The 12457-nt window shown below is 74.5% G+C and carries 8 protein-coding genes and 1 riboswitch; of the genes, 4 read left to right on the top strand and 4 right to left on the bottom strand.

Annotated elements, in window-relative coordinates; translation table 11 throughout:
• Positions 1–64 precede the first annotated feature (64 nt).
• The 3 genes from AB0C12_RS02625 to AB0C12_RS02635 all read right to left on the bottom strand — a co-directional run bounded on the left by AB0C12_RS02625 (position 65) and on the right by AB0C12_RS02635 (position 2633).
• Positions 65–1057 (bottom strand): NlpC/P60 family protein, encoded by a 993-nt coding sequence (locus tag AB0C12_RS02625; RefSeq protein ID WP_360543376.1) that lies wholly within the window; start codon positions 1055–1057, stop codon positions 65–67.
• A 14-nt stretch (positions 1058–1071) separates the two neighbouring features.
• A riboswitch (cyclic di-AMP (ydaO/yuaA leader) is annotated at positions 1072–1209 on the bottom strand.
• A 135-nt stretch (positions 1210–1344) separates the two neighbouring features.
• Entirely contained in the window at positions 1345–2268 is a 924-nt protein-coding gene (locus AB0C12_RS02630; protein ID WP_360543378.1) for a M56 family metallopeptidase, read from the bottom strand.
• Complete coding sequence (locus AB0C12_RS02635) at positions 2265–2633, bottom strand: BlaI/MecI/CopY family transcriptional regulator (protein WP_360543380.1); 369 nt, start codon at positions 2631–2633, stop codon at positions 2265–2267. The genes AB0C12_RS02630 and AB0C12_RS02635 overlap by 4 nt, the downstream gene beginning before the upstream one ends.
• A gap of 75 nt (positions 2634–2708) precedes the next feature.
• On the opposite strand from AB0C12_RS02635, the gene AB0C12_RS02640 reads away from it, so the two are divergent.
• The 4 genes from AB0C12_RS02640 to AB0C12_RS02655 are packed head-to-tail and all read left to right on the top strand — an operon-like array spanning position 2709 to position 10697.
• Complete coding sequence (locus AB0C12_RS02640; RefSeq protein ID WP_360543382.1) at positions 2709–4103, top strand: cytochrome ubiquinol oxidase subunit I; 1395 nt, start codon at positions 2709–2711, stop codon at positions 4101–4103.
• A gap of 9 nt (positions 4104–4112) precedes the next feature.
• A complete protein-coding gene (cydB, locus tag AB0C12_RS02645; protein WP_360543384.1) occupies positions 4113–5093 on the top strand; it encodes a cytochrome d ubiquinol oxidase subunit II in 981 nt (326 codons plus the stop codon).
• Complete coding sequence (gene cydC, locus AB0C12_RS02650; protein WP_360543386.1) at positions 5090–8638, top strand: thiol reductant ABC exporter subunit CydC; 3549 nt, start codon at positions 5090–5092, stop codon at positions 8636–8638. The genes cydB and cydC overlap by 4 nt, the downstream gene beginning before the upstream one ends.
• Positions 8639–8663: 25 nt before the next feature.
• Positions 8664–10697, top strand: coding sequence for an aminotransferase class I/II-fold pyridoxal phosphate-dependent enzyme (locus AB0C12_RS02655; protein WP_360543388.1), 2034 nt, complete (start codon positions 8664–8666; stop codon positions 10695–10697).
• Here the strand turns inward: AB0C12_RS02655 and AB0C12_RS02660 are convergent.
• On the bottom strand, positions 10689–12395 hold the full coding sequence (locus tag AB0C12_RS02660) for a protein kinase (RefSeq protein ID WP_360543390.1): 1707 nt from the start codon (positions 12393–12395) through the stop codon (positions 10689–10691). The two genes, AB0C12_RS02655 and AB0C12_RS02660, sit on opposite strands and share 9 nt — an antisense overlap.
• Between the last annotated feature and the right edge of the window lie 62 nt (positions 12396–12457).

The following is a 12457-nucleotide window of genomic DNA, read 5'->3' on the forward strand; positions in this document are numbered from 1 at the left end:
AGCGGTCCCAAGGAAAAAGCCGCCACGAAAAGTGGCGGCTTTTCCGTCGTGCTCGGTGCCGGCGTCAGCCGGTCGGGCGGCGGATGCCGGTGATGGCCCCGCTGCGATCGATCGACGCCATGCGGACGTGGTCACCCGTGTGCGGTGCGTGCACCATCGTGTTGCCGCCGACATAGATGCCGACATGATGGACCGGACTGCCGTAGAAGATCAGGTCGCCCGGCTGCAGCTGACTGCGGCTGACCGCCCGGCCCGCTCCGATCTGGTCACCGGTGAAGTGCTCCAGGTGCACCCCGACCACCGCCCAGGCCACCTTGGTCAGGCCGGAGCAGTCGTAGCCGCCCGGCCCTTCCGCACCGAAGACGTACGGCTTGCCGATGAGGTCGCACGCCTTCTGCGCCGCCCGGCCGCCCTTGTCGTCGGTGTAGTCGACCGGGCACGGGCCGGTCTTGAACGCACCGTCGGAGCCGCCGCTCGCGCCGTACGCCCTGATCCGCAATTTCTGCAGCTCGTCGACCTTCTTCTGGATGTCCTTCTTCTGCTGGGCCAGCGCCTTGTCGCGCGCCGCCACGGCTTTGGTCAGGGTGTCCAGGTCGCGCTTGTCGCCCGCGAGCTGGTCGCGGAGCTTCGCGGCGCCCGAGACCGACTCACGCTGGTGCCGGCTGATCTGGTCGAGGAACGTGAGTTTCTCGGTCAGAGAGGTCGGCGAGCCACTGACGACCATGGCCTTCATGGCGCTGGGCGAGCCCTGCATGTAGGCCTTTCCCGCCATGTTGCCCACCTGCGACATGGCCAGGTCGACCTCCAGCTCCAGCGGTGCGAGCCGTTTGTCGATCTTCCGGAGCTGGGCCTGGTTCTTGAGCAGCTGGTTGTGCACGTTGTTGTACTGCTCGATGACCGGTTCCAGCTTGTTCCACTGCTCGTCGATCTGCTTTTCGATGCTCGACGGGGACGGTGTCGCATTCGCCACCCCGGGAGTGAGAAGAATCCCGACCGCGACGACGGCGCAGGCGATGCTGCGCAGAATTGCGGCGCTGCGCGCCTCAATCCGTTTCACGTAGGTGCAGTGTCCTTTCTTCCCTCGGCCGCCGACCGGGTTAGCTGACGGGTGCGGGCGGGAAGCGCGCCCGGCCACCGTGCTGCTGGTGGCTTGACCCCAGAATTCTTGGGTCCCCGGTTCGTCTCGCGACGATTAGGCGGTGGCCCGTCAGTTCGCCCGGATTGGGACGAGGGGGGACTGCCGAGCCGGGCACTACCGTACTCCCGATCAACGGCGAATTGAACCCGGCGGTATCAGGACACACTGCGCCGAACATTGGTCGACGCAGCGTGAGTGAATGGCCGTCACAGGGGCCAGGCCGAGAGCGCCCGGTCCAGCCAGGGCAACACCAGAATCACTGTGGGTAATACCAGCAGGCCGACCGCGCCGGTGGCCGCGGCCAGGCTCAAGGTCACGGTGACCGGGCGCGGATCACTCACATTCAGCCGGTCGAGCCGGCGCCGGCGCTCTGCCGCCGCGCTGCCGAGCTCCGCCGGCGCGTCCGGGCTGACCGCGTCGCTGAGCAGCGCCAGGGCCGTGCGCAGCGGCGCCGCGCCGCAGCGCCGCCGGGCGGCGTCGTCGGCGACCATCTCGAGCAGCAGGTGTACGGCGTCGAGCGGCGCCCGGCTGCGCAACGGCCGCGGCACCGCCCGGTAGAACGCGGTGAACGACTCCATGACCACGTCGTGCCGGTGCCGCAGATGGGTCTGCTCGTGCGCGATCACCGCGGCCACCTGCTCGGCGTCGAGCACCCGCAGCGCGCCGTCACTGAGCACCACCCGCGGCGAGCGCCCCGGCAGGCAGTACGCGAAAGGCAGCGGCCCGTCCAGCACCCGCAGCCCGGCGGGCACCTCAGCCGGCAGCTCGCCGTGGCGCTCGGCACTGTCCAACAGGTCGACCAGCAGCCGGTGCCGGGACCGGCGGGCCCGCGACCGGATGCTCACCCGGACGAGCGACACCAGCAGCCGCACGATGATCACCGCGGCGATCACCAGCGCGAAGATCAGCGCGGCCGCACCCACCGGCCGGTCCGAACCCAGCTCACTGACCAACTCCTGAGGTCCGGCCAGCACCACGCCCAGCGCGCAGAGCACCCCGGTGAGGGTGATGCTCTGCCAGAGCGCGACGGCGGCGGCGGGCGCGCGGTCAGGCCAGCGCGCGCCGGCCAGGATGCCCGGCACGACCAGCGACAGGGTCAGCCCCAGAGCGCCGAGCAGCAAGGCGGTCACGGCCGAGCGCCCGGGTCCTTCCGTGCCGCCTCGATGGCGGCGGTCAGGGCCGACGGGTCGATCCGGCCGACGAAGTGCGCCAGGGCCGCGTCGCGGACGCCGTCGGGAGCCGCGCTGAGGGCGTCGAGCATCAGGGCGGCGGTCATCTCCTCGCGCGACTGCGCGGGGGCGTAGCGGTACGCCCGGTCGGCGCGCTGCTGGGTGACGACACCCTTCTTGGCCAGCCGGTCCAGCACGGTCATCACGGTCGTGTACGCCAGCTCGCGGTCGCGGCTCAGCCGTTCGTGCACCTGGCGCACGGTCAGCGGCTCGCCGGCGTTCCACAACTGCGTCATGACCTCACGTTCGAGGTCTCCCAAAGCCATGTGAACCACTCTACTGCACAGCGTCGTACTACGAGGCGTAGTATCTACTACGGAACGTCGTAGAGGGGGCCATCCATGGACGTGCTCGAGCTGACCCGGCTGCAGTTCGCGGTCGTGACGATCTACCACTACTTCTTCGTGCCGCTGTCGATCAGCCTGGCCGGAACCGCCGCCGGCCTGCAGCTCGCCTGGCTGCGCACCGGCCAGGAGCGCTACCGGCAGCTCACCAAGCTGGTCGGCAAGCTGCTCATCGTCACCTTCGCGGTCGGCGTGGTCACCGGGCTGGTGCAGGAGTTCCAGTTCGGGATGGGCTGGAGCAACTTCGCCCGCTTCTACGGCGACGTGTTCGGCCCGACGCTCGCGATCGAGGGCATGCTCGCCTTCTTCCTGGAGGCGACGTTCCTCGCGCTCTGGTACTTCGGCTGGGACCGGCTGCCGCGCAAGCTGCACGCCGCCACCATCGTCATCGTCGCGGCCGGCACCGTGATGTCCGCGTTCATCATCCTGGCCGCCAACTCGTTCATGCAGAACCCGGTCGCGTACTCGCTGGACCCGGTGACCGGGCGGGCGCACCTCGACGACTTCGGCGCGCTGCTGCTCAACAAGGTCAACCTGGCCGCGTTCCCGCACACGCTGGCCGGGGCGGTGATGGCCGGCGGGTCGCTGCTGCTGGCCATCGGCGTGTGGCGGCTGCGGGCCGGGGGTGAGGCGGCATTCCGTACGCTGGCCCGGCTCGGCGCCTGGCTGACGCTCACCGGGGGCGCCCTCACCGCCCTGACCGGCGACCACCTCGGCAAGGTCATCACCGAGGTCCAGCCGATGAAGATGGCCGCCGCCGAGGCCCTGTACGCGACCACCACCGGCGCACCCTTCTCGGTCTTCGCGGTCGGCGGCCCGGACGGCGGCGAGCCGTTCTTCAGCCTCGAGATCCCCCGCCTGCTGTCCATCCTGGCCAAGGGCGACCCCGGCGCGACCGTGCAGGGCATCGACGACCTGCAGGCCCAGTACGCCGCCCAGTTCGGCCCGGGCAGCTACATCCCGATGATCCCGGTGGCGTTCTGGACGTTCCGGCTGATGATCGGCATCGGCATGCTGGCGGCGGCGGTCGCGGCGTACTACCTGTGGAGCACCCGGCGCGACCGGCAGGCCCACCGGCTGCTGATCCGCTTCCTGCCGCTGATCCCGATCCTGCCCGCCGCGGCCAACACGTTCGGCTGGATCTTCACCGAGACCGCCCGCCAGCCCTGGCTCGCGTTCGGCATCTCCCGGGTCGCCGACGGCATCTCCCCCGGCCTGACCCGCGGCGAGGTGCTCGTCTCCCTGATCGGCTTCGCCGTCGTCTACGGCATCCTCGCCGTCGTCTGGCTGCGGCTGGTCCGCCACCTGTCCCGGCAACCGCTCGAAGCCGCCGCGCCCGCCGCAACCGCCGGCGAGCAGGCCCCCGAGCGCGAACCCGTCCCGGTCTACTGAGGAATCACCATGATCACACTCTGGTTCGCGCTGGTCGTGCTCTGCTGGGTGCTGTTCTTCGTCCTGGAGGGCTTCGACTTCGGCGTCGGCCTGCTCTCCCCGGTCGTCGGCCGCGACGACCACGAGCGGGGAGCCGTCGTCCGCACCGTCGGCCCGTTCTGGGACGGCAACGAGGTCTGGCTGGTCGCCGCGATCGGCGTGACCTTCGCGGCCTTCCCCGACTGGTACGCCGCCCTGCTCTCCGGCCTCTACCTGCCGATGGTGGCGCTGTTGCTGCTGCTCGCCGTCCGCGGGGTGGCGCTGGAGTTCCGCGGCAAGGGCGACGGGCCACGCTGGCGCCGCCGCTGCGACGCGGCCCTGGCGGCCGCCTCGGCCGGCATCGTGCTGCTCTGGGGAGCCGTGCTGGGCGTGCTCACCCACGGCCTGGCCCTCGGCCCGGACGGCCAGGTCACCGGTACGGGCCTGAGCCGCAGCACCGGCGCCCTGCTCAGCTGGCCGGCCCTGGCCGGGGCGGGCGCGGCCCTGTTCGCCGCCCTGCTGATCGGTGCGATGTTCCTGACTCTGCGCACCACCGGCCCGGTGCACCGGCGGGCCCGCCGGCTCGGCGTCACGCTGGCCACCGGCGGCACCGCCGGGCTGGCCGCGATCGGCTTCGCCACCGAGTCGCGGCCGGCGCTGGCCGCGGCCGCGCTCTGCCTGGGCATCGCCATGCTGGCCCGCAACGGCCGGGAAGCCCTGGCCTTCGGCGGTACGGCGCTGAGCATCGCCGGCGCCGTCGTCACCGTCTTCACCGTGCACGGCGACGTCGTGCTGCGCAGCACGCTGGACCCGGCCTGGTCGCTGACCATGACCGGCGCGGCGGCCACCGACTCGGCGCTGCGGCTGATCAGCGTCGTCGGCGTGGTGGTGCTCCCCGGCGTACTGGTCTATCAGGCCTTCTCGTACTGGGTGTTCCGGCGCCGGGTGGCCAGCGAGCGGGTGCCGTCATGAGCCGTGGACCCCTCGACCCCCGGTTGCTGCGGCACGCGCGCTCCAGCCGTACCGGAATCGGGATCTCGGCCCTGCTCGGCGCCGGCCAGGCGGCCGCGACGGTCGCCGTCGCCGTCGCCCTGGCCCGGATCGTCACCGGCCACGACGCGCTGGCCCTGCTGGCCGCGGCCTTCGTGCTGCGGGCCGCGCTGACCTGGGCGGAGCAGGTGGTGGCCCAGCGTACGGCGGCCGCGGTCACCGACGAACTGCGCCGCTCGGCGCTCGCGGCGGCCCTGGACCACGGTCCCGCCTGGGTGGCCCGCTTCGGCGGCAACCGGCTCACCGCCGTACTGGGCAGCGGCCTGGACTCGCTGCGGCCGTGGTTCTCCGGCTACCTGCCCGCGCTGGTCCTGGGCGTGGCGCTGCCGCCGCTGGTCATCGTCGCGATGGCCGTCACCGACCTGACGTCGGCGCTGATCGCCGTGGTCACGCTGCCCCTGATCCCGGTGCTGGGCGCGCTGATCGGCTGGGCGACCCGCGAGCGGGCCGAGCGGGCCTGGGCGGCCGACGCCCGGCTGGCGGGCCACTTCCTCGACGTCGTGCGCGGGCTGGCCACCCTGCGGTTGTACGGCCGCGCCGACCGCCAGACCACCGTGGTCCGCGACATGACCGACCGGCACCGCACGGCGACCCTGCGGGTGCTGCGGGTGGCGTTCCTGTCCTCGACGGCGCTGGACCTGGTCGCCACGCTGTCCGTGGGGCTGATCGCCGTCGAGGCCGGGCTCCGGGTGGCCGCCGGCGACCTGACGCTGGGCCCGGCGCTGCTGGTCATCCTGCTCGCGCCCGAGGTGTACCGTCCGCTGCGCGAGATGGCGGCCCGCTACCACGCGAGCGCCGACGCGTCGGCGGTCATCGCGGACGTCGACGAGATCCTGGCCCCCTCCGACGCCGATCCGGCCTTCCTGCCGACCGGCGCGGTGCTGGCCGCGGACCGCGACGGACGCTTCGGCGCCGGCGGCGAACGCCCGGCCGTGTACGCCGCCCGGCTGCGGGTGCGGCACCCCGGATCCACCGTGGACGCGCTCGGCCTGGACGCGCTGGCCGTCCGCGAGGGGGAACTGGTCGCCCTGCGCGGACCGTCCGGTGCCGGTAAGACCACGGCACTGCGGGTGCTGGCCGGGCTGCAACCAGCGGTCACGGGACGGGTCGAGCTGAGCGGTCCCAGCCTGCTGTACCTGCCCCAGCGGCCGACCCTGCCGCACGTCCGCACGGTCGCCGACGTGTTCCCGGGGTGCAGTCCGGACGCGGTGCGCGACGCACTGCGCACGGTGGGCCTGGACGGCGAGGTCGGACCGGCGACGGTACTGGGCGAGCACGGAGCCGGGGTGTCGGCCGGCCAGCGGCAGCGACTGGCGCTGGCGGCTCTGCTGCGGGCGGCCGGACGCGCGCCGGCGGTGCTGCTGCTCGACGAACCGACCGCGCACCTCGACGCGGAAGCCGAACGGCTGGTGATCGAGCGGCTGCGGGCGGCGGCGGACCAGGGGTGTGCGGTGCTGGTGGTCGCGCACCGGCCCGGGCTGCTGGGCGCGGCCGACCGGATCGTCGACGTCACTCCCCCGCTGCCTGACGTCACGGCGGCCTCAGGGCCGATCGGCCGTGGCGGCCCGCATCACGCCGTTCCGTCGGCGTCCGGCTTCACCGCTTGGCCGCCGCCCGGCCCGACAGAGCCGGACTCCGCCTCGGCAACGCCGTCACCCGGCATGCCCGAGGACCTGGACCGGCTGGAGGGGGTCACGGCTGCCCGGCGGCAGGCCGGCGAGATCGGGCCGCCGGCTGTCGTTCCCGCTTCAACGGCCGCGCCGGGCGCCGTACTCACGGCTGCGCCGGGTGTTGTTCCCGCCCGCGCGGCCGGTGGGTCGTTGGTGGGGCGAGCTGCCGGGTGGCTTGTACGGCGCCCCGGCACGGCCGTCGGCTTCGGGGCGGCCTCCTGGCTGGCCGGCATCGTGCTGACCGGGGCGGCCACCTGGCTGCTCGTCCGCGCCGCGACGCTGCCGCCGGTGCTCACCCTGTCGACCGCCGTCGTGCTCGTCCGGGGCAGCGCCGTCGCCCGGCCGCTGCTGCGCTACGTCGAGCGGCTGGTCTCGCACGACGTGGCCTTCGCCCGGCTCGGCGAATGGCGGGCGCGGGTCTTCGCCGACCTCATCCCCCGGGTGCCCGGCCCCCGGCTGCGCCGCCGCGGTGACCTGCTCACCCGGGTCGGTGACGACGTGGACGCCCGCGTCGACGGGCTGCTGCGGGGGCGCCTGCCCGCCCTCGCGGCGGCTCTGACCCTGGCGCTGGTGACGGTCACCGCTGTGGCGGTGCTGCCCGCGGTCGCGCTTCCGCTCGCGGCGGGACTGCTGATCAGCGGGCTGGCCGCCCCGGCGCTGACCGCGCGGCAGGCGAACCGGCTCGACGCCGCCACCGGTCAGGCGCGGGCCGAGCTGCGGGACGCCGTGGTGGAGACCGTCGACGGCGTCGAGGAGCTCGCCGTGGGGAACCGGGGCGGGGAGGCTCTGGCCGTACCGGATCGGCGCAGCCGGGTGCTGGCGCGGCTCGAAGCGCGGGCGGCCCGCTCGGCCGGTGCCGCCGCCGCGCTGGGCCTGCTCGGCTGGGGAGTCGCGGTGACCGGGACCGCGGTGGTGGCCGCCGGTAGTGGGCTGTCCGACGAGTGGGCCGCGGTGCTGCTGCTGGCGGTCGTGGCGCTCGGCGAGCCGGTCGCTGCGCTGCCCGACGCTGCTGTCGCCCGGCGCCGCGCGGCCGGTGCACGCGCCCGGCTCGCGGAGATCGCCGCGCAGCCACCGTCGGCTGATCCCGAACTCGCCGCTGCTCGCGGTGCCGCGGGCGCCGCCGGTGCCGCCGGTGTCGCCGGGGACATCACGATCCGTGGCCTGGTGGCCGGCTGGGATCCGGCCCGGCCGCCCGCCCTGATCGGCATCGACCTGAAGCTGCCGGCCGGCTCCCGCACCGCGGTGCTCGGGCCCTCCGGCGGCGGCAAGTCCACCCTCGCCGCCGTGCTGGCCCGGCTGCTGGACCCGCGCGCGGGCACGGTCACCGGGGTGGGCCGCAGCGCGCTGGTCGGTGACGAGGCCGACCATGTCTTCGCCTCCACGGTCCGGGAGAACCTGCGGCTGGCCCGCCCGGACGCCACCGACGTGGAACTGCACGCCGCCCTGGGCCGGGTGCGGCTCGACGGCTGGCTGGCCGGTCTGCCGCAGGGGCTCGACACCTGGCTCGGCACCGGCGGCGGGACGATCTCCGGCGGTCAGCGCCGCCGGCTGGCGACCGCCCGGGCCCTGCTCGCCGAACCGGACCTGCTGATCCTGGACGAGCCCACCGAGGGGCTGGACGAGGCCGGCGCGGCCGCGCTGATGGCGGATCTGCTCACCGCCACCGACGGGCGCACGGTGCTGCTGCTGACCCACCGGACCGAGGGGCTGGACCGGGTGCACGCCCGCTACGACCTGCGCGACGGACGGCTGACCGCCTGTCGGCGAGCGGACACCGCGGCGGTCGGGGCTCGGTGATACTGACCTCCTTTGTGGAGGTTGCATGAACAGCTTCGTGCTGGTCGGGGGTTCGGGCTTCCTCGGCACCGAGGTCGCCGCCGCACTGCTGGCCGCCGGGGCCGCGGTCACCAGCGTGGACCGGGTGGCGCCGCCGGAGGCCACCGCGGCGGCCGGGCTCGGCTGGATCAGCGCCGACCTGCTCACCGACGAGCTGCCCGAGCTGCCGCCGGGCGTGGTCGTGCTGCTGCTCGGGGCCAGCGATCCGCGGCCACGCCGACCGTGGACACTGCCGCTGCACAATGCGATCAGCACGGCCCGGCTGCTGCCCGCTCTGGCCGGGCGAAGGGTCGTTCTGACGTCCTCGGTCGAGGTGTACGGGTCAGCCGACGGCCCGCTGACCGAGGACACCACACCGGTGCTGCCGTGGCCGGCCGCGGAGATCGACGCGTGGTGCGCCGACGCCCGTGATCTGGCCCGGGCCGCCTGTCCCCCGTGGCGGGCCGCGCCGCTCGCCCGCCGGATGGCCGACGCGGATCCGGCCGGGCGGTGGACGTACGCGATGGCCAAGCTCGCCCAGGAGCGGCTCGTCGCCGGGGCCGTCCGGAGCGACCGGCTGACCGTGTTGCGGCTGGCCAACGCGTTCGGTGCCGGTCAGGACCGGGTCGCCACCCGGCTGGTCCGGCGGGCGCGGGCCGGGCTGCCGCTGCCCGTCACCGCCGGGACCGTACGCAGCTTCCTGCCGCCGGCGGAGCTGGGCCGGATCCTCGTCGGTGGCATCGGGCCCGGCGTGTTCAACGTCGGCGGGCCGCCGGTGTCGCTGCACGCCCTGGCCACCGAGATCCGTACGCTGTGCGGCTCCGCCTCCCCCGTACGCGAGCAGCCACGCCGCCTGCCGGACAGTTCGGGGTTGGTGGTCACCAACCGGCTCGCCGCCGCCGGCTACCGGATCGGTTCGCTGCGCCCGCACCTGGCCCGGCTCATCGAGCAGATCAGCGACGACCGGGAGCCGCTGTTCCGCCCGCCGCTGCCGGTCGTGGTGCCGCCGCGGCCGGTCCGTCCGGAGCTCGTCGTCGCCCGCCAGCAGCAGTGCCTGGTCAGCGGCGAGGTGAAGCACGGCAACCGGTGGACGCGGGAGCTCACCGAACGCCTCGGCAAGGAGCTCGACCTCGACGACGACCGGCGGGTGCTGCTCACCGCGTCCGGGACCGCCGCGCTGCGGATCATGGTGGCGGCGACGGTGGGCCGTGCGGGGCCGGGGGACGTCGCGGTGCTGCCGTCGTACACGTTCCCGGCGACCGCCGAGATCCTGGTGCAGCTGGGCTACCGGCTGCGGTTCGCCGACGTCGACCCGGCGACCTGGACGCTGTCACCGGCCGCGGTGGCCGAGGCACTGCGACCGGGTGACGTGCGGCTGGTCATGGCGGTCGACACCTTCGGCAACCCGTGCGACTACCCGGGGCTGCGCGCGGTCTGCCGGCCGGCCGGGGTGGCGCTGCTGGCCGACTCGGCGGCGGCGCTGGGCAGCCTGCACCAGGGCCGGCCGGTGGCACAGCAGGCGGACGCGCACGCGTACTCGATGAGTTTCGCCAAGGTCCTGTCGGCCGGCGGCGCGGGCGGCGCCCTGGTCCTGCCGGCCGAGGCGGCCGAGCGGGTGCAGGCCGACCCGGCGGGCTGGACCCGCTCGGAGCTGATGAACGAGCTGCACGCGGTGGTGGCGCTGGATCAGCTGCCGGTGCTCGGCGACCTGGTCCGGTGGCGCACCGAGGTCGCAGCGGTCTATACCGGCCTGCCACTGGAGACACAGCAGGTGCGCGACGGCAACCGGCACAGCTACGTGCACTGGGTGGCCCGGGTGGCCGACCGCGACGGGTTGCAGCGGCGCCTCGACGCGCTGGGGGTGGGAACCAAGCCGTACTTCGCGGCGGTGCACCGGGGGCCGCTCGGTGCGGGCGAGACCCTGCCGGTCACCGACGCGCTGCACGCCGAGGCGCTGGCCCTGCCGATGTCGTCGGAGCTGACGCCCGAGCAGGCCGAACGGGTGGTCGCGGCGGTCCGGCGCGGTCTGCCCTCAGGATGAGGTGAACGCCGAGCCGGTGGGCTCGCCCTGTGCGGGACGGGCCAGGCAGTGCACCAGCCGCTCATCGGTACCGGGTACCTCGATCGGCCAGGCCTCACGCTCCCAGCCGCCGGTCGCGGCGCGGTCCCGGCTGCGGTCGGCCATGACCCGCGCCGAGCAGGCGGCCGCGATGTCCTTGCGCAGGAGCAGTTCGTCCTCGTGGCTCCGGCTGACGTCGGCGGGCAGGGCGGTGGCCGCGAAGGTCTCCCAGGTGTGGTCCCCGGCGCAGGCGAGATCCCGCGGCGACGACGCCCGGCCGTTGATGGCGGTCACCCCGGCCCAGCACAGCGGCTCTTGCGGACAGAGCAGCGGGCCGCAGGTGACGAAGCCGGCCGGCCGCACGGCGCCGGGCGCGGCTGCGGCCGGGGTGTCGGCGCCCGGGGCCGGGGTGCCGGCGCCCGCGGCCGGCCCGCCGTCCGGGTCCGGCCGCAGCGTCTGCCACAGCCCTATGACTCCGGCCAGGACCAGGACAACCAGTGCCGCGGCCAGCACCGCCCAGCGCCGGGAGCGAGACGTGGACGGCAGCGGCGCCCGGCCGGGACCGACCGCGGCCGGGGCGGAGCCGGCCGGGGCGGAACCGGCCGGGGCCGGCGCGGAACCAGCCAGGGCCGGCGCGGAACCAGCCAGGGCCGGCGCGGAACCGGGTGCGGCCCAGGCCGGGTCGGCCGGGGCCCGTAAAGGATCGGCCGCGGCCTGGAAAGGGTCGCCCGAGGCCGGGCCGGGACCGACCGCAGCCCAGGCCGCGCCGCTTGAGGTCTGGAAAGGGTCGCCCGAAGCCGGGCCGGGACCGACCGCAGCCCGAGCAGGACCGTCCGGGGCACGGCCAGGATCGGCCGGGGCACGAGCGGGACCGGCTGCGGCCCGGGCGGCGTCGGCCATCGCGGCCGCCGACGGCCAGCGGTCGGCCGGGTCGGTGGCCAGCGCCCGCTCGACCACGGCCAGCACCGGGGCGGGGATGTCACCGCCGAGCGCGCGGGGCGCGGCCTGCAGCCGCTGCAGCGCCACCGCGTACGGGTTGTCGCCCTCGAACGGGCGCCGTCCGGCAAGGCACTCGTATGCGGCCAGCCCCAGCGAGTAGATGTCGCTGCGGCCGGTGGCCGGGCGCCCGAGCACCTGTTCGGGTGACAGGTACGTCGGTGTGCCGAGGACCGCGCCGGAGGCGGTGAGCTTGGTGCCGTCCTCGGTGCGGGAGATTCCGAAGTCCGTGATGAGCAGGGCGCCGTTACGGCGTACGAGAAGGTTGGCGGGTTTGATGTCGCGGTGCACGATGCCGCGCTCGTGCACCGCCTCAAGGCCGTCGGCGGCCTGCGCGACGAGCCGCATCGTCGTCACCGGGTCCAGCCGCCCCCGGCGGGCCAGCAGTTGCGACAGGGACTCGCCGTCGATGAACTCCATGACCAGGTACGTGATCCCGGCGCCGCGCCCGTAGTCGTGGATCGACGCCACCGCGGGATGGTTGACGCTGGCCATGGCCTTGGCCTCGACGAGGAACCGCTTGGCGAAGTCGGGCTGGTCGGCGACCCCGGGCAGCATGGCCTTGACCGCGACGACCCGGCCGAGCACCTCGTCGACCGCCCGCCAGACCTCGCCCATGCCGCCGGCGCCGATCCGCGCGTCGAGCCGGTAGCGGTCACCGAGCCTGAGACCGGCGTGCAGCATCGCCCTTCACCGTCCGTCCGTCGGACCGCACCCAGCGGCCGCCCGCCGCGCATCCTGTCATG

The sequence above is a fragment of the Actinoplanes sp. NPDC048967 genome, assembly GCF_040649415.1.
Taxonomy (GTDB): Bacteria; Actinomycetota; Actinomycetes; order Mycobacteriales; family Micromonosporaceae; genus Actinoplanes.